General features: G+C 42.4%; 23 protein-coding genes. 18 read left to right on the top strand and 5 right to left on the bottom strand.

Annotation, left to right across the window (positions count from 1 at the left end):
* Window position 1: 1 nt before the first annotated feature.
* From AB9N12_RS18690 to AB9N12_RS18665, 6 genes are all read left to right on the top strand, one after another.
* On the top strand, window positions 2-3,001 hold the full coding sequence (locus AB9N12_RS18690; protein WP_369893586.1) for a type I restriction endonuclease subunit R: 3,000 nt from the start codon (window positions 2-4) through the stop codon (window positions 2,999-3,001).
* Between the two features lies 1 nt (window position 3,002).
* Window positions 3,003-4,259 carry a restriction endonuclease subunit S gene (locus AB9N12_RS18685; protein WP_369893585.1) on the top strand — a complete coding sequence of 419 codons (1,257 nt, stop codon included), beginning with the start codon at window positions 3,003-3,005 and terminating at the stop codon, window positions 4,257-4,259.
* Window positions 4,260-4,271: 12 nt separating this feature from the next.
* Window positions 4,272-5,348, top strand: coding sequence for an AAA family ATPase (locus AB9N12_RS18680; RefSeq protein ID WP_369893584.1), 1,077 nt, complete (start codon window positions 4,272-4,274; stop codon window positions 5,346-5,348).
* 3 nt (window positions 5,349-5,351) lie between these two features.
* Window positions 5,352-6,977, top strand: coding sequence for a type I restriction-modification system subunit M (locus tag AB9N12_RS18675; protein ID WP_369893583.1), 1,626 nt, complete (start codon window positions 5,352-5,354; stop codon window positions 6,975-6,977).
* A 98-nt stretch (window positions 6,978-7,075) separates the two neighbouring features.
* The gene (locus AB9N12_RS18670; protein WP_369893582.1) at window positions 7,076-7,903 is read left to right on the top strand and encodes a GIY-YIG nuclease family protein; all 828 of its coding nucleotides are present in this window, start codon (window positions 7,076-7,078) and stop codon (window positions 7,901-7,903) included.
* Between the two features lie 48 nt (window positions 7,904-7,951).
* Window positions 7,952-9,004: an SIR2 family protein gene (locus tag AB9N12_RS18665; protein ID WP_369893581.1), complete on the top strand. Its 1,053-nt coding sequence runs from the start codon at window positions 7,952-7,954 to the stop codon at window positions 9,002-9,004.
* Window positions 9,005-9,290: 286 nt separating this feature from the next.
* Here the strand turns inward: AB9N12_RS18665 and AB9N12_RS18660 are convergent, their stop codons facing one another.
* The 4 genes from AB9N12_RS18660 to AB9N12_RS18645 all read right to left on the bottom strand — a co-directional run bounded on the left by AB9N12_RS18660 (window position 9,291) and on the right by AB9N12_RS18645 (window position 13,035).
* The gene (locus AB9N12_RS18660; RefSeq protein ID WP_369893580.1) at window positions 9,291-10,856 is read right to left on the bottom strand and encodes an IS66 family transposase; all 1,566 of its coding nucleotides are present in this window, start codon (window positions 10,854-10,856) and stop codon (window positions 9,291-9,293) included.
* A 78-nt stretch (window positions 10,857-10,934) separates the two neighbouring features.
* Window positions 10,935-11,303, bottom strand: coding sequence for an IS66 family insertion sequence element accessory protein TnpB (gene tnpB / locus AB9N12_RS18655; protein WP_072542649.1), 369 nt, complete (start codon window positions 11,301-11,303; stop codon window positions 10,935-10,937).
* Window positions 11,290-11,667 carry a hypothetical protein gene (locus tag AB9N12_RS18650; protein WP_369890454.1) on the bottom strand — a complete coding sequence of 126 codons (378 nt, stop codon included), beginning with the start codon at window positions 11,665-11,667 and terminating at the stop codon, window positions 11,290-11,292. The genes tnpB and AB9N12_RS18650 overlap by 14 nt, the downstream gene beginning before the upstream one ends.
* A 933-nt stretch (window positions 11,668-12,600) precedes the next feature.
* Window positions 12,601-13,035, bottom strand: coding sequence for a helix-turn-helix domain-containing protein (locus AB9N12_RS18645; RefSeq protein WP_369893298.1), 435 nt, complete (start codon window positions 13,033-13,035; stop codon window positions 12,601-12,603).
* Between the two features lie 160 nt (window positions 13,036-13,195).
* Here AB9N12_RS18645 and AB9N12_RS18640 point away from each other — a divergent pair, with 160 nt between their 5' ends.
* Window positions 13,196-13,555 (top strand): hypothetical protein, encoded by a 360-nt coding sequence (locus tag AB9N12_RS18640; RefSeq protein WP_369893297.1) that lies wholly within the window; start codon window positions 13,196-13,198, stop codon window positions 13,553-13,555.
* A gap of 19 nt (window positions 13,556-13,574) precedes the next feature.
* Here the strand turns inward: AB9N12_RS18640 and AB9N12_RS18635 are convergent, their stop codons facing one another.
* Window positions 13,575-13,871, bottom strand: coding sequence for a hypothetical protein (locus AB9N12_RS18635; protein ID WP_369893296.1), 297 nt, complete (start codon window positions 13,869-13,871; stop codon window positions 13,575-13,577).
* Between AB9N12_RS18635 and AB9N12_RS18630 the strand changes: the two genes are divergently transcribed.
* The 11 genes from AB9N12_RS18630 (at window position 13,860) to AB9N12_RS18580 (ending at window position 19,867) form a co-directional block, all read left to right on the top strand.
* The gene (locus AB9N12_RS18630) at window positions 13,860-15,953 is read left to right on the top strand and encodes a hypothetical protein (protein WP_369893295.1); all 2,094 of its coding nucleotides are present in this window, start codon (window positions 13,860-13,862) and stop codon (window positions 15,951-15,953) included. The two genes, AB9N12_RS18635 and AB9N12_RS18630, sit on opposite strands and share 12 nt — an antisense overlap.
* Before the next feature lie 245 nt (window positions 15,954-16,198).
* On the top strand, window positions 16,199-16,813 hold the full coding sequence (locus AB9N12_RS18625) for an AAA family ATPase (protein WP_369893294.1): 615 nt from the start codon (window positions 16,199-16,201) through the stop codon (window positions 16,811-16,813).
* A 6-nt stretch (window positions 16,814-16,819) separates the two neighbouring features.
* Window positions 16,820-17,458 carry an ATP-binding protein gene (locus AB9N12_RS18620; protein ID WP_369893293.1) on the top strand — a complete coding sequence of 213 codons (639 nt, stop codon included), beginning with the start codon at window positions 16,820-16,822 and terminating at the stop codon, window positions 17,456-17,458.
* A 75-nt stretch (window positions 17,459-17,533) separates the two neighbouring features.
* Complete coding sequence (locus AB9N12_RS18615) at window positions 17,534-17,947, top strand: hypothetical protein (protein WP_369893474.1); 414 nt, start codon at window positions 17,534-17,536, stop codon at window positions 17,945-17,947.
* Window positions 17,919-18,116 (top strand): hypothetical protein, encoded by a 198-nt coding sequence (locus tag AB9N12_RS18610; protein WP_369893443.1) that lies wholly within the window; start codon window positions 17,919-17,921, stop codon window positions 18,114-18,116. Before AB9N12_RS18615 ends, AB9N12_RS18610 begins: the two co-directional genes overlap by 29 nt.
* Window positions 18,116-18,367, top strand: coding sequence for a hypothetical protein (locus AB9N12_RS18605; protein ID WP_369893444.1), 252 nt, complete (start codon window positions 18,116-18,118; stop codon window positions 18,365-18,367). The genes AB9N12_RS18610 and AB9N12_RS18605 overlap by 1 nt, the downstream gene beginning before the upstream one ends.
* Before the next feature lie 17 nt (window positions 18,368-18,384).
* Window positions 18,385-18,567: a hypothetical protein gene (locus AB9N12_RS18600; RefSeq protein WP_369893445.1), complete on the top strand. Its 183-nt coding sequence runs from the start codon at window positions 18,385-18,387 to the stop codon at window positions 18,565-18,567.
* A 21-nt stretch (window positions 18,568-18,588) separates the two neighbouring features.
* A complete protein-coding gene (locus AB9N12_RS18595) occupies window positions 18,589-18,819 on the top strand; it encodes a hypothetical protein (RefSeq protein WP_369893289.1) in 231 nt (76 codons plus the stop codon).
* Between the two features lies 1 nt (window position 18,820).
* A complete protein-coding gene (locus AB9N12_RS18590) occupies window positions 18,821-19,003 on the top strand; it encodes a hypothetical protein (protein WP_369893288.1) in 183 nt (60 codons plus the stop codon).
* The gene (locus AB9N12_RS18585) at window positions 19,000-19,170 is read left to right on the top strand and encodes a hypothetical protein (RefSeq protein ID WP_369893287.1); all 171 of its coding nucleotides are present in this window, start codon (window positions 19,000-19,002) and stop codon (window positions 19,168-19,170) included. The genes AB9N12_RS18590 and AB9N12_RS18585 overlap by 4 nt, the downstream gene beginning before the upstream one ends.
* 43 nt (window positions 19,171-19,213) lie before the next feature.
* The gene (locus tag AB9N12_RS18580) at window positions 19,214-19,867 is read left to right on the top strand and encodes a DUF3164 family protein (protein WP_369893579.1); all 654 of its coding nucleotides are present in this window, start codon (window positions 19,214-19,216) and stop codon (window positions 19,865-19,867) included.
* The last annotated feature ends 267 nt before the right edge of the window (window positions 19,868-20,134 follow it).

Genomic DNA, 20,134 nt, shown 5'->3' with positions numbered 1-20,134 from the left:
TATGATTAGAGAAAAGCAAATAGAAGAAAACTTTATCCACAAATTGATAGAGTTAAAATATACATATCGACCGGATATTTGCGACAGAAACTCTTTGGAGCAGAATTTCCGTGAGAAATTTGAACATTTGAATCATGTTCATATCTCTGATTCTGAATTTACACGATTACTGGAAGAAATAACTGATTCTGATGTATATTATTCTTCCAAAAGATTGCGTGAACGCAATACGTTTTTTCGTGAAGACGGCACACCGTTGCAATATACATTAGTGAATATAAAAGACTGGTGTAAGAATGATTATGAGGTTGTACACCAGTTACGCATCAATACACGTAATAGTTTCCAGCGATATGATGTTATGTTGCTGATTAATGGCTTACCGCTTGTGCAGATAGAACTTAAAGCACTTGAGGTTAGCCCACGACGGGCTATGCAGCAAATTGTTGACTATAAAAATGATATGGGTAATGGATATACGAATTCATTGCTTTGCTTCATTCAGATGTTTATTGTAAGCAATCAGACAAATACATATTACTTTGCCAACAACAATAACCTGCATTTCAACTTCAATGCCGATGAAAATTTCCTGCCGGTATATAGGTGGGCGGATGAAGACAATAGGAAAATAAACGGATTGGATGCCTTTGCAGATGCTTTTCTTCCCAAATGCAGATTGGGAGAAATAATCAGCCGTTATATGGTGCTTGTTGCCAGTGAACAGAAAGTACTGATGATGCGTCCCTATCAGATTTATGCTGTAAAGGCAATAGTCAAATGCATTGAGGAAAATCGTGGAAACGGTTATATATGGCATACAACGGGAAGCGGCAAGACACTCACTTCTTTTAAGGCTGCCACATTATTGAAAGACAATCCTGATATTGCGAAGTGCTTGTTCGTTGTGGACCGAAAAGATCTTGACCGACAGACACGCGAAGAATTCAACAAGTTTCAGGAAAACTGTGTGGAGGAGAACACCAATACGGATTCTCTTGTACGCAGGATGTTGTCAGAAGACTATAAAGACAAGATCATTGTCACTACCATTCAGAAATTGGGAATAGCATTGGATCCAGAAAACCGAAAGAATTATCAGGAAGAACTGGAGGATTTAAGGGACGAAAGGATTGTCTTCATATTCGATGAGTGCCATCGTTCACAATTTGGCGATAATCATAAAGCCATAAAGGATTTCTTCCCTAAAGCACAATTATTTGGCTTTACCGGTACCCCCATATTTGACAAAAATGCGACATATGTGCAAGCAACAGGAGAAGAAGGGCACTACAAAACGACGGTGGATATATTTCAGAAGGAATTGCATTCATACACAATAACGAATGCAATTGATGACAAGAACGTATTACGTTTCCATATTGACTATTTCAAACCTGACGAGAATATCATGCAGATAGTTGACGGAGAGATGAAGAAACAAGCCGTTGTCGATGCCATTCTAAACAAACATCGGGCAGCCACCAACGATATGCGATTTAATGCTCTGTTTGCCACCGGCTCAATCAATGAGGCGATTGAATATTACAATCTTTTCAAAACAGAACAAAAAAAGCGGACAGAGGAAGATGAGAATTACGTTAAACTGAATATCGCCTGTGTATTCTCACCTCCGGCAGAAGGGAACAAGGATATAATACAGATTCAGGAGGATTTACAGCAGGAGCGTTTGGATAACGAAAAAGAGCTGGACCAAAAGAAAAAAGCTCTGGAAGAAATTATAGATGATTATAATGGACAATATGGTACGACCCATTCTATTACAGAGTTTGACACCTACTATCAGGATGTACAACAACGTATAAAAGACCAAAAATATACCAATAAGGACTATCCACATCACAACAAGATAGACATTACCATCGTGGTGGATATGTTACTTACCGGTTTTGACTCCAAATTCTTGAACACACTGTATGTCGATAAGAATTTGAAGTGGCATGTATTGGTACAAGCTTTTTCACGTACAAACCGTATTCTGAACGATACAAAGCCCTACGGAAACATTCTTGATTTTCGTGGACAACAAGCCGCTGTGGATGAGGCAATAGTACTGTTTTCCGGAGAAAAAGATGAAAGAGCGCGGCAAGTCTGGCTGGTTGAACCTGCGTCTGCCATTATGAAGAAGTATAAGGATGCAGTCAGGAGTCTGCGTGAATTTATGAATCTGCACGATTTGGAATTTAAAGCGGAAGAAGTGGCAAATCTTAGAGGGGATAATGCCAAAGCCGGTTTTATCAATCATTTTAAGGAAATACAGAGATATAAGACCCAATTGGACCAATATACAGATATTATTGATACGAGAAGCAATGAACCGGGTATAGTCAGTGAGCCAAGTGTACCTTATGGCTTTACCGATAATGATTTAGTAGCGTTCCGTGGTGCATATCTGGATTTGGCAAAGGAACTTCGAGATAAACGACAGAAAAAGAGTGATGAAGTATCCGATACGATAGATGATTTGGATTTCGAGTTTGTCCTGTTTGCATCTGCCATCATCGATTACGATTATATCATGGAACTTATAGCACGCTATTACAGCGGTGTTCCGTCCATGGCTAAGATGACTAAAACCCAACTGATAAGTCTGATTTGTTCAAGTTCAAATATGCTTGACGAACGCGACGATATTATAGCCTTTATAAATAGTCACGACTCTGATAGTTTGAACGGAAAGACCGTGCAGGAAATCAAGGAGGAATATGAAGTGTTCAAGACAGAGAAATATGCCGCAGAACTTTCTGTGATAGCAGATACGCATAGGCTGAATATCGTTTCGCTGCAACAGTTTGTCAATGATATTGTGGAGCGGAAAATATTTGATGGGGAGAAACTTAACGAACTGCTTGAACCACTGGAGCTGGACTGGAAAGCACGGGCAAAAGAAGAAACGGCATTAATGAATGACTTGATACCATTATTGAAGAAAATGGCAACAGATCAGGAAATATCGGGATTGTCAGCATATGAGGAGTGATATGTCTAAAGGATGTGAGATAAAAAGGACAGGAGAAAAGCATCTTGTTCCTGCTCTTCGTTTTCCAGAATTTAGGGAGAGTGCAAGTTGGGATTTTGTCAATGGTAATAACTTGTTTGCGCCTATAGTAAATAAAAATCATAATTCTGATTTACCAATATTGGCAATAACTCAAGATAAAGGTGCTGTACCAAGAAATTTAATTGATTATAATGTTATTGTTAGCGATAATAGTATTAAAAGCTATAAGATTGTAGAAGTAGGTGATTTCATTATTAGTCTAAGATCCTTCCAAGGTGGAATAGAATATTCTAACTATAAAGGCTTGTGTAGCCCTGCGTATATTGTGTTGAGAAAAATTTCTGATACTGTCTATAATGATTTTTATCGACATTATCTAAAATCTGCCAATTATATATTGGAACTCAATAGAAACATAGAGGGAATCAGAGATGGTAAGATGATTAGTTATCTTCAATTTTCTAATATTAAACTTCCATTTCCTTTTCCTGAAGAACAGCAAAAAATCGCAGCATGTCTCTCGTCAATAGATGAAGAGATAAGTGCTATGAAAGAAAAGGTAGAACAATTGAAGACACATAAGAAAGGGCTTATGCAGAAACTTTTTCCTGTTGAAGGAAAGTATGTACCTGAAGTTCGTTTTCCAGAATTTAGGAATGATGGTGAATGGGAAGAAAAGGAACTGCACGAAATAGCTAAACATGAAACAGCCAAGAATAAAGAGAATTGCAAATACCCTGTTCTAACAAACTCTGCTATTTATGGTATTGTACCCCAACAGGATTACTTTGACCGGAAAATTGTAACTAATGATAATTTAAATAATTATCAAATTGTAGAATATAATGATTTTGTATATAACCCGAGAGTTTCTACAGAATCTCCTGTCGGGCCTATTTCAAGGAATAAAATATGTATGGGTATAATGTCACCGCTTTACACAATCTTTAGATTTAAAGAGAAAAATGTTGATTATTTTGAATACTATTTTGGAACTGATGTATGGCATGAATCTATAAAGAAGAAAGCAAATTATGGAGCAAGATTCGATAGAATTAATATATCAATAGATGATTTCTTTAGTTTACCAATACAGTGTCCTTCCCCTGACGAGCGGCAAAAAATAGCAGAATGTTTCTCATATGCAGAAAAACTGATAAGCCTATATGAGAGCAAAGTGAGTTTATTGGAGCGGCATAAAAAAGGTTTGATGCAACAACTATTTCCTAAATTATAAAAAAGAAGAAATATGGAATTACACGATATAGCCCAAGAAATTAAAAATGCCAAAGAGCAAATATTTCTCTTGTACGCATTCAATGCTACAGGAAAGACAAGACTTTCTGTAGAGTATAAGGAGTTGGCGAGAAATGAGCAGCATAAGCAAACAGGTGTTTACTACAATGCTTTCAGCGAAGACCTTTTCGTGTGGAATAACGATATAGAGAATGCTGAAGAAAACATCAGTATGCGGATTGTCAAAAGCAGTCTAAACGACTTACATTCTTATATAGATGAAACGAAAGTAAGGGAAAAGCTAAAGCCATATTATGTAAAGTATGACTTTGATTTTCACACAAACGAAGAACACCCTGAAGACGGCATTGAAGAAATAATTTTCTATCTGAGAGATGATGAGGATAAAAATCCTATCAAGATTTCCAGAGGCGAGGAACGTATTTTCATCTGGTGCTTTTTCCTTGCGATGTTTGATACAGAGGGATGGCAAGATGAACAAAATGAATATATATTTATTGATGACCCAGTTTCAAGCCTTGATGACCATAATATATTCGTCACGATATTTACCCTATTGGAGTTGATAGACAAATATTGTAACAAAAAGAAGATAATAATAACAACCCACCACATCGGGTTTGCGACAATATTAAGCGATTGTCTGTTTAAAGGAAAAAAATCGGATAGATATAAAAAGAAATCCAAGATTCAGTTATTGGAGCGAACGGATGACGGATATGCGTTGGCTAATCCTAAAAACGATGTGCTGTTATATCATCTGCGGCTTCTCCAGATTTTAGACGATGCCGTTATAAAAGACGAACTGGAGATTTATCATATTGCTCTTTTAAGGCAAGTATTAGAGAACATCGCATCGTTTTTAGGTACAGGACAATTAAAATATGTCATTGAACAGATTGGCATTACAAATGCAGACCGAGTATCTACCATTGTCAATACTCTGACGCATCAGAAAGTATATTATCCGCAAATGGAAGCAATGGTTGATGACAACAAACAGATTGTCAGGGAAGTTTATCATGCCCTTATGTCAAAATACAAATTCATAATTCATTCTAACAATTAAGTTATGACAACAAGCAAGCAAAGTGAATTGGGCAAGACCCTTTGGAGTATAGCCAACAACCTGCGTGGCGCAATGATGGCGGATGATTTCCGTGACTATATGTTGTCGTTCCTTTTTTGGAAATATCTTTCAGACAACTATATAAAGGCTGCACAGAAAGAACTCGGTTCTGATTATCCTGTCCCTACAGAAGAAAAACTGAAGAAATGGGATGTTACGACATCATTGCACATCTGGTATAAAGAAAATGCGAACGACACATTTCTTTTTGAGAAACAGATACGTCGTAAAATTCATTATGTAATTGAGCCACAATATTTATGGGACAATATTGTAGAACTGGCAAGAATACAGAGTGACGAATTACTACATACATTGCAGGATGGTTTCAAATATATAGAAAACGAATCTTTTGAAAGTTCTTTCAAAGGATTGTTCTCTGAAATCAATCTTGATTCCGAGAAGTTAGGCAAGAATTATATGGAAAGGAACAATCTTCTTTCCAAAGTCATTAAGACCATAGCTGACGGACTAACGGAATTCACCTCCGATTCGGACTCACTCGGTGATGCGTACGAATATCTTATCGGACAATTTGCGGCAGGTGGAGGCCAGAAAGCCGGAGAGTTTTATACGCCACAGATGATTTCTACAATATTATCACGCATTGTGACTTTGGATTGTCAAGACCCTGCAATGGGGAAGAAGAATAGGATAAACAGGGTCTTGGACTTTGCCTGCGGTTCGGGGTCACTGCTGCTGAATGTACGCCATGAGATGGGCGACAATGGTATAGGCAAAATCTACGGGCAAGAAAAGAATATAACCACTTACAACCTTGCTCGCATGAACATGCTTTTGCACGGAGTGAAAGATGCAGAGTTTGAGATTTTCCACGGTGATTCGCTTATCAATGATTGGAACATCTTGAATGAACAAAATCCGTCGAAAAAGATAACATTTGATGCAGTTGTGGCAAATCCGCCATTCTCATTGCGCTGGGAACCGACAGAAGAGACAGCAAAAGATTTCCGTTTCAATAGATATGGAGTGGCACCAAAGTCAGCAGCAGACTTTGCCTTCCTGTTGCATGGCTTTCATTTCCTAAGCGAAGAAGGAACAATGGCTATTATTTTGCCGCATGGTGTGTTGTTCCGTGGTGGTAAGGAACTTGCAATAAGAAAGAAATTGATTGAAGATGACAACATTGATGCTGTAATAGGGCTGCCTGCCAATCTTTTCTATTCAACCGGCATACCTGTCTGTCTGATAGTATTGAAAAAATGTCGTAAGAATGACAAGGTGCTTTTTATTAATGCCAGTTCGGATGAACATTACAAGAAAGGCAAGCGGCAGAACTATCTTCGCAAGGAGGATGTGGATAAAATTGTTTCTACTTACCAGTACTGCAAGGAGGAGACACGTTATTCACGTCAAGTCTCGTTGCAGGAAATCAAAGAAAATGAATACAATCTTAACATTACCCGTTATGTAAATCTTTCAAAAGAGGAAGAACGAATAGACTTGCTGGCAGTGAATAAAGAACTGAAAAAAATAGACGAGCAGATAAAAAATGCCCGCAACCGACATAATGAGTTCTTACGAGAATTGGGATTGCCGGAAATTTAATTTGTGAATAAATTATAGCAGCCACTCATTTAACAACAAATATTTTAGTGATTTATCGACTATATTTGATATAGTAAAAAAATCTGGTCGAAATAATTATGGGCAAGACAGTAACAACATATTTAATAGACGGAGATCCGAAAGGAACTCAATACGCATTCATCAGCAATAAGATTTGCCAAATGTTTGTCGTGCCACGTTCCAACCTCTCTTATCTGAATACCCAAGAGAAGTTGCAGAAACCTGCGTTTTATATATTGCTGGGTGAAGATGAATCAACCAAGCCGAAAGCATATATTGGCGAAACGGAGAATTTCAAAGAACGTGTGAAAGGCCATGACAGCAAAAAGGCATTTTGGCAAAAAGCACTCATCTTTGTATCGAAAGATGCCGATATGACTAAAGTTGATGTGCAATACTTAGAGCATAAAGCGATAGCCGAAGCCAAGGAAGCGAATACTTTTATCCTAAACGATAACAAACAAATTCCTAAAGCTCCCAATTTACCTGAACACCAACAGGATTCGATGGATGAATTCTTTGAGGATGTGAAGTTTTTGGCGTCATTTATCGGTTGCAATATCTTCGAAATCTCACAGCCAAAGAGCGAGCATTTGTTCTACACCAAAGGTAGAGGATGCAATGCAAAAGGCTTTTATAGCTCCGATGGTTTTACCGTCCTAAAAGGAAGTATTATAGCCCGAACAATTGTACCATCTTTCAATTGGAAAGAAAAGCGGGAAAAGATGCTTCAAGACTACACCGTCAATGAAAACGGCATATTGACATTGACATCAGACAAAACATTTTCAAGTCCCAGCACTGCTGTTGATTTCTGTATTGGCAGTAGTAATAATGGCTGGTTAGTTTGGAAAGACAAAGACGGTAATACTTTGGATTCAGTTTACAGAAAGCAATTAGACTGATGTTCTTGTAGAAATTCTTCTGTCAAACACACATATAAGAATAGCTCTATGACAAATCATACTAGTATCTATTTAGAATTTGATTCATTTTTGCGATCCATCAAACAAAATCTTGATGGGTCATTTGGAGTTCTCCTTGGAGCTGGAGCTTCAATTTCATCAGGTATTCAATCTGCAAATGATTGCATTTGGGACTGGAAAGAATCTATATATCAAACACTTTCAGGAAACCAGCAAAAACTTGTAGACCCTAAGAAATCCGAAAGAAGTAGAATGATTATTCAACAATGGTTAGATGCTCAAAATGATTTTCCACAAGCAGGCTCACCTAATGAGTATTCTTTTTATGCAGAAAGAACATATAAAATTGAGGCAGATAGAATAAAATATTTTCAAAACCTATGCCAAGGGAAAATCCCCTATGTAGGGTACAAACTTTTATGTTTATTAAATAAATATGGGATTGTCAAATCTGTCTGGAGTACAAATTTTGATGGGCTTGTGGAAAGAGCTGCTCAACAAGCAAATATAACTCCAATAACAATCAATCTTGATTGTGTAGATCGTATATACAGGACAGAAAGTTCTAATGAATTGCTATATATAGCTTTACATGGCGATTATAAATATAGTACACTAAAGAATACAGCCAAAGAACTAGATTCGCAACATGAAGAGTTTGTTGTTGCAATGCGTCGTTATTTCATTGATAAGAGTTTAATTGTGCTTGGATATAGCGGTAGAGATCGTTCTCTTATGGACGCAATAAATCAAGCATTCACAGATAAAGGAGCCGGAAGATTATATTGGTGTGGATATGGCAAAAATGCAGCTCTCGAAGTTCAAAATTTGATACAAAACATTAGAAATACAGGTCGAATAGCTTATTATATTGATACTAACGGTTTTGATAATGTTATGCTATCTCTTATGAAGTTTTGTTTTAATGAAGACGTAGCCAAACAAAAGGAGATCAATGAAATTCTAAAAATAATAAATACAGATCAACCCATTTTACCATTCCACATTAAAAATGGTATTACAAAAAAATATTTAAAGAGCAATTTGTTTCCTGTCACTTTTCCAAAAGAAATATTGTAATTCCAAGTATCATATGGAGAAGAAAACAATAGATGGAAATATCTAAGGGATAAAATTACTAATAAAGACATAGTTGCCGTACCATTCCAAGATAAAATCTACGCTATATCAACAATTTCCACAATTAACGATATATTTAGCTGTGATTTAATTAGCGAAATAGAACGTATTCCAATAACTATTGATGAAATAGAAAAAAAGTAAGCATTCGGTAAACCACGTTGCAATTTTTGTGAAATTAGTTCCGAATCGGTGCTATTCGTAGTCGATTCGGAACTAATAGTATCTATTCGGAACAAGTTTGATTGGATTTTACCCAATTACGTGGTAGAAGTTCTTCCATATTCTTCTCATCCCTTTCATAATATGGAATTTTGCTCAGGACATCTTCCATCCAGATTCTGGGGTCTACTTCTGCTGATTTGCAGGTTGAAATCAGTGAGTATACGATGGCAGCCCTGTATGCTGATGCATCGTTTCCGCAGAACAGATAGTTCTTTCTTCCCAAAGCCAAAGGTCTTATGGCATTTTCTATACGGTTGTCATCAATTTCGATTCTTCCGTCGTTTACGTATCTGGAAAGTCTTGGAAGGAGCGTGTACGTATATTCGATGGCTTTACCCATACGGCTTTTAGGAAGCACTCTAAGATAGGTGTCCTGCAGCCACTTTTCAAATTCAAGTATCAGCGGATAGGCCTCACTGATACGTTTTTCCTTACGCTCTTCAGCTGTGAGCCCTGCATCATTGGCTTCAGATTCTATCTTGTACAACTTGCCGATGTAGTGTATTGCCTGTGTGGCCAGGGGCCTGTTCTCTTCCAGGGCATCCACGTACTTCCTTCTGACATGTGCCCAACAGCCGACCATAGTGATTCCTTTCACCTGCTCAAACTGTTCGTAAGCTGCATAGCCGTCACATTGCACAATGCCATGGTAACATCCCAGCAGTTCACGGGCTACAGTCCCCGAACGGCTGCCACGGTCATAATGGAACATGACGTCCCCCGTGATGCCGTCGCGTACGCACCACTCATACCCCTTTTTCGCCTTATGTTTCTCATTGTCCAGCACAGGAATGACACTCTCGTCCACTTGTATATACTCACTGGAGAGTATCTTCTGTTTGAGCAGGTTGTACAGCAACCTGAGTTTCTCCACCGCCATTTCATACCATCCGCACATGGTAGATTCGCTTATGCTGATTCCTGATTCGCGATACTGCTGTATCAGACGATAGAACGGGAGATGATACATGAACTTGCCGATGATAATGTCTGTCAGGACCGAGGCGCCTGCCATACATTTACTGACCGGAACAAGAGGTAGAGGGTGAATCAGGATCTGTCTTTCCTCGGGGTATTTCTCCATATCGGACTTACTTATCACTTTGTGACGGACAGTCTTCAGGATATACAATTTTGCCGGAACACGTTCCAGGCGTGAACTCTCTTCCTTTCCGATTTCAATGAAATCATCCTTAAGCCTGCCTTCCCCGTCTGTTGTCCCTTCGGGGTAAAGATCAACAACCTCTACCGCAAGAGAAGATGTATCCAAGGGCTTGCGGGCCGGCTTCTCCTTGACTTTTATGGTTCTGGTGATTTCTTCATCGCTTTTGCGGACTTCCTCCTCCATCCGGGATATTTCCATGGAGGACATTTCAGCTTTTGAGAACAGGAACAGTTGGTTGGGATCAAGCGGAAGATTCTTCTCGCTCATCCGGCCAAAGACTTTTTTCCGAAGCCAGTACAGCGACTGTTCCAGTGAGGAAACCCTGCTGATAAGCGCCGCTTTATCCTGACGGAGCTGCTCTAATTCTTCCAATAAGGCTTTTTCCTGTTCCTCTGTAAGCATCTGCATCTCATTTTTTCACAATGTAAATATACTAAAATCCAATGACATACAAAAGCAAACAGAGTAAAAAATCCGATACTATTTTCGAAGTTTCTGCAGGTTTTCAAGTCTCGTGCGACGGGAGTCACGGGCTTCCATGATACCCTCCACTATCATGACAAGTTCCCGCCATTCTATATTTGTACAGACCTCATTGTCGTTGGCAGAATCAGGTTTACCTAAGGTACCGGCTTCCAGAAGTTTGGAATATAACACCATGCCGCCAGGCTCCCAATGCAGGAGTTTTATACGGTCACGGGCACGGTTTATGAAGATATACACGTTGCCGTTACAGGGGTCCTGACCCATGGCGTCGGTGATGATACCGCTGAGGGTATGGAAGCTTTTGCGCATATCAGTTGGGCGGTTATACAACAGATAGCGCATACTGTCATTAAGGCTGAACATGGCTGCAGGCCCGGATGATTGAAAACAGTTCCTTTTCATTTAGCTCACCACAAATGCGTATGGCACTACCGGCCGGTGTACGTATTTCTATCTCTTTCAATCCGCTTGGCGTGGTCGGTGTACTTTTCTGTTTCCGTCCGGTTGTACCGGCAAATGAAGGAACCGGAACAAAAAATCCGCTATGCGGAAGCTCGATAAACTCACCTTGAGCCGTTTTACCAGATGATTGCTCGGCGGCATAACGGGATTTGCTGTCATAAAACCGCCATACAGGGATATTGAGTTCCTCTAATCTTGACTTATAAGTCACTTTGTGCTCTTTGCAGTAGTTCATTATTTCTACTACTTCTTCTCGTGTCATCATAACTTGGCTTTTTGGACGTAAAGTTAATGATGGAAGGTGGAGACGAAAATACGTGGTTTACCGAATGCTTACGAAAAAAACAGCCATTTTAAAGAACTGTTTCTTAATGCCATATTATTGGGGTTTTCTAAAATTCGAGAACTTGGAATCATATGGGCGTGAAAACGAAACGTACAAAAGCATAATACTCGTTTGAGGATATAAGGATTTGATAATTAAATATATAAGTAAAAATAATAGGATAGAGTACTATAAAACGAAACGTACAAAAGGTTTAAGTTGGTTTAGTTTTGGTTTAAGACGAAAGCAAAGTGTTTAAGCAGGTGTTTAATGCGGCTTTGCTTCAGGTTTAATTTGCTTTAATCGCATGGGCGGTCAGGTGGCTTTTTAGAGGCTTTCTGACCGCTTCCTTTTGTTTGGCGGCAATGCTTACAAATGGGCAAGAACTGCGTTAAATGGGGCTTTTGCCCGTATGTCTGTTCGTTTCCTAACATGGAGTCGGTATTGGAAAGGTGAGGTTGCAAATGGAACACAAACACTGTTTAATGGGTATTTAACCGCCTGTTAAATGAGCCTTCGGAAATGATAGAATTAAGGTAGTAAATGTTCGTGTAGGTAGGAGGTAAAATGGTACGTTTCGTTTAAAAAAATAGGTGTTGGGTATAGTGTTGGGTATAGTTATCGGTAGGGGAATACTCCCCCCAAATGGCAAAAATGACTATAAAAAAGCGGCTTTTTCGTGAAAATCTACCCCTTTAATTCCTTTTTGAATATAGGAAAAATAACGGCTATAATCTGTATAAGTAATTGATTATAAATGTTTAACACATGGTTTACTCTCCAAAAATGAAGAAGATAGCTAATCATCATCCTTTTTGCCCCATTTTAGGGATGTCGGCAGTATGAATGTAGACAGTGTGTTGGTGTACCGAATTAGCCGACATTGGCAATAGTATCGGTGTTCGCATTGGTTGCATTTTTTTCAAAACGCTGTTGCATTTGGGCTATGCGCTCACGTAACCGACCAATTTCTTCTGCTTGCTGTACAATTTGAGCGTCTTTTTTTTGGATAAACACATCAAACTGTTGTAGAACGGGAGCAAGTTTATCATTATCTGAAACAAGTACAGGTGCATTTATATCTAAATTACTCACACGCATGTGTCCAATGCCTGTGAGTAGCCACATAGCATTAACATCGAGTATTCTCACGATTTTCTCAAGGACATCTGCTTTAGGCATGATACCTTTGATATAACCGCGTATATTTCCTTCACTTACACCTATTTTATTGGCGAATACGGTATTCTTCCCATTGCCATATTCTTGGACTAACGCCCCGATTCTATCGTGAATTGTTTCGTTCATACATGCATATTTCATTATAAAATTAAATTTATCACGATTTTATTTGATTATTCGTGAGAAATTACGATATTTGCAACGGATTAAAAAATTAACCAGCGCCCAAATATACGAAAAAAAGGTGATATGGTGAATTTAAGGTGTAAAACATAAACAAGCAACAATGAAAAAGTACATTCATGTGACTAAGGAAGATCGTCATTTTTTGGCACAAGCATTCGGAGTGTCGGACGTTACGGTATGGAAAGCGCTCAAATATGAGCAGGACACGAGCACCATTCGGAAAATTCAGTTTCACGCGCTTCAACGTGGTGGTATTCTAATGATTGTTTCCCCCGCAATGGAAACAATGCACGATGCTGACGGCTATATGCGTCAGTATTTCCCCAATGGTGTGATGCTGGAATGCGACAAGAACACGGGGCGTGTGGACATCATCAAGGACGGCAAGCCGGTGAAGAACTACAAAAACGTAATGTTAAACCAGTTTCCTGCCATACAGGCGGAAGCACAAAACCTTTAAGCCATGAGCAAAAACAGGATCAATCGTCAAGGTGGTACTCGAAAACAATCTCAACCCCTTTCTTGTAGGCCAGATTTGAGAATAGAGATTTCATTAGTTCAACCCTTAAATATGCCTGTTCCAGACAGGAATATTGAAAGGATAAAGGCAGCGTCAGGGTGCCTTCTTCATCAAATGAATGTTGTAAATAGTTTGGTTCGGGTGCAAGATCGGACTTTTCCCATACAATCAAGAAAGCCCGAGCCACAACTTGTAGAATGCCTGATATATCAGACAGAAACTCTTCTAAATATTCTCGAACGTTATGTTCTTCCACAGCTGGAGCGGACAAGTGACAGTAAATATTGACTTCCATAAATGTAATTTTAACAACCGCTACAAATATACGCAAATTATGGAATATTACGGTAACACGCTTTGTATAAGCCATGCAGAATTAACGGCAGGCATCATGTCGAAATCTAACCTTAACTACTATGTAAGAGAGGGGAAGATTAAGCAGGTGCAACGTGCCTGTTATGGTACACCCGCGCTGTTTGCCGTTGAAAGCCTGCCATTAAAATACCGCACGGAGGTTTACCGCCGCAACCCCGACTTACAGGAAAAAGCCGACAGCAAGCCTTTCATGGATACAATCACCCCGGACGGACAGGCCATGCGGTTTTATGAGGCCTACGTGCTGCCCGATGGTCGCCATCTCTCCCCCGAGAAGCAGGCGGAATACTCAAACAACTGTGCCATCATGAATGCTTTTCGGCAGTGTATCGAAACCAGCAACAGTCACCGCATGCGTCAGAGCAAACCGCGCCTGAATAAGACGGAGTTCTGGCGCAAGGCCGCGGCAGCCCTGCCTCGCCTGACTGACCGCTTCCCGCACTCGTTACCCGAAAGCGATCGCCGCCTGCAACGCAAGTTCAACGAGTACCTGCACGAGGGTTATGCGTGCTTCATCAGCAAGAAATTCCAGAATATCAACGCCGCAAAGGTTGATGACGAAGACAAGGAAAGCGTTTTAACGGTCATACTTGCGCACCATAACAACCTTGACGACGTAACAATCGCGGGGTATTATAACCGTGAAGCCCGCAAGAACGGCTGGAAAGAGATCACCCCCTCCGCCGTCGGTGTGTGGAGAAAGAAAAAAGACCTTATAATTTCAGTCGGCCGCCGCGGTCTTACGAATTTCCGCAACGAAAAGAGTATGCAAGTGAAGCGCAGCCGTCCGACCGCTCCGTTCCTGATGTGGACGCTTGACGGTTGGGATGTGGAACTGCTCTATCAAAAGACCAAGACGAACAGCAAGGGACACAACGTCGCCAATTACGACAACCGTCTGACGTTGGAGGTGGTGCTTGACCCGTGTGTAAATTACCCGATAGGGTATGCCATCGGCACGCACGAGACCCCCGATTTGATAGCCGAAGCACTACGCAATGCAGCCAAGCACAGCGAGGAGCTTTTCGGGGTCATGCTTCGGGCAAACCAGATACAATGCGACCACTATGCCATTAAGGCCATGACGCCTGTTTATGGCGTGATGGGCAAATTGCTGACCCCCGCCCGCGTGAAGAACGCCAAGTCAAAGGTAATAGAACCGTATTTCGACTACCTGAATGAAACCTACTGTAACAAGTGGAACAACTGGAGCGGCTACGGCGTGACGACGAACCCGAAACGCCAGCCCAATGCGGAAGCCCTGAACAGGCTTCGGCACAGTTTCCCCGACGAGGCAGGCGTCCGCCGCCAGATAGAGGAAATGATACAGGCTGAACGCGCCTTAAAAATAGCGCAGTTCCGCGCATTGATGGAGAACCTGCCGACGGAACGCCGCCTGCCTTTGAACCGTGAGGCGTATCTGTACAGCTTCGGCGCGGCGACAGGCTTCAAGAACGCCATCGAGGGCAGCGGCCTGCGCCCCACGCTTCTGGGTATGAAGCGCGACTATGACTGTTTTGACATCCGTTTCAGGGAACACACGGGAACACGCTGGACGGTCAAGTACGATCCTGACAACCTGCATGAGGTTCTGGCTGTGAATGAAGACGGCACGCTGCGTTTCATGCTGACAGAAAAATACGTGCAGCCGATGGCACTTGCCGACCGAAAGACGGGTGATGCCGCGGAACTTCAAAAGGTGTTTGATTTTAACGAACGGCTGGAGGGGTACGTTCTGGAGAACCTGAATGCCGCTTATGAAAAGGCCGATACGTACATGCGTGAGGATAATACGTTAAACCGCCTACTGTTATGTGACAGCCGCGGACAGCATAAACTGCCGAAAGCGCAGAAACGTCTGAAAGCTGTTGATGTGGAGGCGATAGAAGTTAAGACGGTGGAAGTTCCCATTATACCGCAGGGCGCACCCTCGACAGATAAAGACGATTATTCAATTTTCTAAAACGAAATAAGATGCAAAAGGACGAAAAACAACAGATTGCCGCACGTCTTAAAGACTACTGCGCGCAGAAAGGCAGCCAAAACAAGGCGGCCAACAGCATGAACGGCGTAAGCGCGGCCACTGTCAGCAAGGTGCTGGCAGGAGATTGGGACACCATCAGCGAGGAAATGTGGCGCACGATAGCCGCCCAGACGGGACACGAGGCAAAAGCATGGCGCATTGCTGAAACACGCGCGTACAGCCGCATGGGCTTCCTGCTTGACAATGCCCGCGAGGACAGCCTTGTATTGGCCGTTACGGGTGATGCCGGATGCGGTAAGACGGAAGCCATAAAGAACTACGCCGCCGCGCACCGCCACGTTTACCACCTCTGCTGCTCCGAGTATTGGAACCGCCGCACGTTCATGGGCAAGCTGCTGCAATGTATGGGTGTGGACTTCACGGGCAGCACGGTGTCGGATATGATGGACGACATCATCGACACGCTCAAACGCAAGGAAAATCCGCTTGTGGTGCTTGACGAGGCCGACAAACTTTCGGATCAGGTGCTTTATTTCTTTATCAGCCTTTACAACCAGCTGGAGGGACACTGTGGAATCATCCTTTGCGCCACCAATTTTCTGGAGAAGCGCATTAAAAAAGGGCTGCGCACCAAACGCAAGGGGTACGAGGAAATTTACAGCCGCATGGGACGCAAGTTCGTGGAGTTGCAGGTGGTGAACAGCGAGGATGTAGCCGCCATTTGCGTAGCAAACGGCATTACAGCCACGAACGCCATCAACCGCATAGTGGAGGACTGCGAATGTGATTTGCGTCGTGTAAAACGCGCTATTTGGGCTTTGCAAAAGGAGGGTAAATAAATAGCTATGGGACGGGCGATAAGCAATAAAAACGTACTGACGGCAAAATTTGAGGTGGCCGACTTTGACGGGGCATTTCTTGCCAGCTTCGGACGACCGGAACTGCGTGGCGCATGGATAATCTACGGCGGCAGCGGCTCAGGTAAAACCACCTTTGTGATGCAGGTCTGCAAGTACCTTACCCGCTTTCGTCGCGTGGCATATAATAGTCTGGAGCAGGGTTTAAGCCTGTCATTGCAAAAAGCATGGGAGCGCGTGGGCATGGCGGAAGTCGGCAACCGCATTATACTGCTGAATAAAGAACAGCTGAAAGAATTGCGCACCCGTTTGAAGAAGAAACAAAGCCCTGACGTGATTGTGATTGACAGCGTACATTATTTAAGACGCTTCAATATGGATCAGTACCAGACTTTGCGTGACGAGTTCCCCGGCAAACTGTTTATTTTCATTAGCCATGAAAAGGCAGGCCAGCCCAAAGGCACGATGGCACAGAACATCCGCTATGACAGTGAGATAAAAATACGTGTGGAGGGTTACAAGGCATTCGTCACTACCCGTTACGAGGTTGCCGACCTCGGTGAGGGCGGCGCGGACTTCGTGATATGGGAAGCAGGCGCACAGGAGTATTGGATTGATAAAATGTAAAATGATATGACAGAAAACAAAACGATGGATGAAATCCACAGGGATATTTTGAAGAAGTTCCACACCCTTTGCAGCGTGTTGGGGCTGACTGACGCGGAGAAACGCGCCATTGTGGAAAGCTACGGTGTGGAAAGCAGCCGCGACATGGATACCCACGATTTGATAAACGTGTGCGGTCAGCTTTCGGCACAGGTGAATGAAAAGACGGGCGCGGGTGAAATGGACAAACTGCGCAAGCGTGTAATGGCCGCCATCGGCGGCTATCTGAAAGCCACGGGCAAAGAGAGTAACGCCACGGTGATTAAAGGTATTGCCTGCCGTGCCACGGGACACACGGACTTTAACAAGATACCGCGTGAAAGGTTGCGCAATCTGGTGGCCGCGTTCAACAACAAGGTAAAAGACATACAGGCGGTAAATGACATTGCCGACACCCTGTTTATGCAAACACTGTTAGGTCATGGGAACAAAAGACAGGCAAATGCGTAAGGAGCGCAATCTGCGCTACTGGATGCGGAAGAAAGGCTACCTGTTCAACCGTGAACAACGGGTGGTCATACTTCCGGAGGACAGCAAGAACCGCAGTGCGGTACAGGAAAAACGGCTGCGGACATTGGGATATGATTTTCAGTATAATATGTTTCAAACAAATCAGTAATGAATATAAAGAGATTGATAAACGAAGTCGGAAGTTCGTACATCTCATATAGGCAATATTGCGATAAAGTAGCGATAGAAGCTCAAAAGTATATAGATTGGGACAATGATATAGGTTGTGAATACTTCCCTTCTGATGGCGTTTGTCTTACAACGACAGATGCAGATGTTTGTCCGGCTACTGCTTTCTTTAGAGTAATCGAAGAGAAGGGAAAGATTTCTCAATCGGAGTTTAAAAGTATTTGTGTATAACTAATAACAAAACAGGCATGAATAAAATAAAGAATCGCTGGCTTGCTCTACGAGCCTATAAAATCAGAGTTAAACAATACCCTTACAATGAGCTATTGATTGATAGAAACAATCTCGCTTTTGTCCGTAGAGAAAATGACGGAAACCGATGTGATTGTTTCGGGCATTGGCGTAACTATTGGAATACGATGCCATTTTAATAAACTAATAACAAATCAGGTATGAGTGTAAAAAGCGACATCATCAAAGTAACACCTCCTGCATTTGTCGGGGGTGGCAATCTGAAAGAAGACATCATCAGCAGCGGTCATTCGTGCGGGTATTGTCACGGTAACGGCTTCTTTTGGAGTGAAGAACTGCGGGAGCGTGTGAAAAAAGACTGCCCCGTGTGTAACGGTAGCGGTAAACTCGATGCCGTGATAACAATCGAGTGGAAACCATCAAAACAATAATATGAAAAAGAAATCAATAACGTGTTGTCTTTGCGGCAAAGAGATAAAAGGCGGTATGTATAACACACCGAGTGGCGTTTATTGCCCTGACTGTTGGGAACGTAAGCCCAAACAAGAGAAGAAAAAGGAGGAAATGATTGCTTTGTCGCGTTTGGCAACACTTGGAAAAGTTTTTAAGATATGAGCAATGTAGTAATGAAAGACGTGCAGCGCACCATCAGGGAGCGTACCGTCGAAATGGAAAGCGAGGAATACGCGGCATTCATGAGGGAACTTGCCGAATGGGCGCAGACGCAGGCCGACATGGCCGAATACGCCGATGATATATACCGGCACTTCGACAACGATTAAACAGCATTTAATCCCTTTTTAATAACTTCAAAATCCGTTTAATATGGAAAATGTAACAATGACAGCGGAAGAACGCCAAGAATTTGAGGCGTACCGCGCGGAGAAACAAAAGAAAGAAGCTTCGGCACAGCGCAAGCGGCAGCGCGAGAACTACGCCGCTATGGTGGATGACGAACTGCGTACCACGCTGCCCGTCCTCCAAGAGTTGAGCGAACAGATTAAGACGGTCAAGAACACCGTTTTCGGCAACTTCGACGCCATTCTGAAAATGAAGTCGGAGGTGCTGGGGCTGACGAAAGACGACCAGCGTAGCCACACGTTTACCTCCGGCGACAGCAAACTCCGTCTTACCCTCGGCGTGAACACCATCGATGGCTACCGTGACACGGTGGAGGACGGCATCGCAATGGTCAAGGCATATATTGAAAGCCTTGCCAAAGATGAAACGAGCAAAGCCCTTGTGAATGCCGTGCTGCGTCTGCTTTCCCGTGACCAAAGCGGGAACATCAAGGCCAGCCGCGTGCTCCAGCTCCGTAAGATGGCCGAGGAAACGGGCAACGAGCGTTTTATCGAGGGTGTGCAAATCATCGAGGAAAGCTACCAGCCCACCGAAACCAAGAAATACATTCGTGCCGAATACAAAAACGAAAAGGGTGCGTGGGTGAATATTCCGCTCGGCATGACCGACGTGGAATAAAAAGCCGCGCCGGCTCCATCTGCTAAAATACAGCGAACCGGCGCAAAGCCTTTGCAAAAGGACATTTGCAAAGGTAATAAAAAGGAAGCAGATGGAGAAACGAAAACACCACGAAAGTACCATAGAGCGCATAAGGATGGTTCGAGCCATTACCGAGCGTTACTATGAAAGCGGCAATCAGGCACGATGTTACAAGGCCGTATGGCGGCAGCATATTTTCCCGACGTTCAAAATCTGCTATCGCACCTACATGAATTATTTAGGCAT

The organism is Bacteroides sp. AN502(2024) (assembly GCF_041227145.1).
GTDB lineage: Bacteria > Bacteroidota > Bacteroidia > Bacteroidales > Bacteroidaceae > Bacteroides.
This window is presented reverse-complemented; position numbering and strand designations above follow the sequence as displayed.

Coding starts and splice junctions, on each gene's coding strand:
- AB9N12_RS18690 (WP_369893586.1), top strand. CDS start 2: ATGATTAGAGAAAAGCAAATAGAAGAAAACTTTATCCACAAATTGATA.
- AB9N12_RS18685 (WP_369893585.1), top strand. CDS start 3,003: ATGTCTAAAGGATGTGAGATAAAAAGGACAGGAGAAAAGCATCTTGTT.
- AB9N12_RS18680 (WP_369893584.1), top strand. CDS start 4,272: ATGGAATTACACGATATAGCCCAAGAAATTAAAAATGCCAAAGAGCAA.
- AB9N12_RS18675 (WP_369893583.1), top strand. CDS start 5,352: ATGACAACAAGCAAGCAAAGTGAATTGGGCAAGACCCTTTGGAGTATA.
- AB9N12_RS18670 (WP_369893582.1), top strand. CDS start 7,076: ATGGGCAAGACAGTAACAACATATTTAATAGACGGAGATCCGAAAGGA.
- AB9N12_RS18665 (WP_369893581.1), top strand. CDS start 7,952: ATGACAAATCATACTAGTATCTATTTAGAATTTGATTCATTTTTGCGA.
- AB9N12_RS18660 (WP_369893580.1), bottom strand. CDS start 10,856: ATGCTTACAGAGGAACAGGAAAAAGCCTTATTGGAAGAATTAGAGCAG.
- tnpB (WP_072542649.1), bottom strand. CDS start 11,303: ATGTTCAGCCTTAATGACAGTATGCGCTATCTGTTGTATAACCGCCCA.
- AB9N12_RS18650 (WP_369890454.1), bottom strand. CDS start 11,667: ATGATGACACGAGAAGAAGTAGTAGAAATAATGAACTACTGCAAAGAG.
- AB9N12_RS18645 (WP_369893298.1), bottom strand. CDS start 13,035: ATGAACGAAACAATTCACGATAGAATCGGGGCGTTAGTCCAAGAATAT.
- AB9N12_RS18640 (WP_369893297.1), top strand. CDS start 13,196: ATGAAAAAGTACATTCATGTGACTAAGGAAGATCGTCATTTTTTGGCA.
- AB9N12_RS18630 (WP_369893295.1), top strand. CDS start 13,860: ATGTTCTTCCACAGCTGGAGCGGACAAGTGACAGTAAATATTGACTTC.
- AB9N12_RS18625 (WP_369893294.1), top strand. CDS start 16,199: ATGGGCTTCCTGCTTGACAATGCCCGCGAGGACAGCCTTGTATTGGCC.
- AB9N12_RS18620 (WP_369893293.1), top strand. CDS start 16,820: ATGGGACGGGCGATAAGCAATAAAAACGTACTGACGGCAAAATTTGAG.
- AB9N12_RS18610 (WP_369893443.1), top strand. CDS start 17,919: ATGGGAACAAAAGACAGGCAAATGCGTAAGGAGCGCAATCTGCGCTAC.
- AB9N12_RS18605 (WP_369893444.1), top strand. CDS start 18,116: ATGAATATAAAGAGATTGATAAACGAAGTCGGAAGTTCGTACATCTCA.
- AB9N12_RS18600 (WP_369893445.1), top strand. CDS start 18,385: ATGAATAAAATAAAGAATCGCTGGCTTGCTCTACGAGCCTATAAAATC.
- AB9N12_RS18595 (WP_369893289.1), top strand. CDS start 18,589: ATGAGTGTAAAAAGCGACATCATCAAAGTAACACCTCCTGCATTTGTC.
- AB9N12_RS18590 (WP_369893288.1), top strand. CDS start 18,821: ATGAAAAAGAAATCAATAACGTGTTGTCTTTGCGGCAAAGAGATAAAA.
- AB9N12_RS18585 (WP_369893287.1), top strand. CDS start 19,000: ATGAGCAATGTAGTAATGAAAGACGTGCAGCGCACCATCAGGGAGCGT.
- AB9N12_RS18580 (WP_369893579.1), top strand. CDS start 19,214: ATGGAAAATGTAACAATGACAGCGGAAGAACGCCAAGAATTTGAGGCG.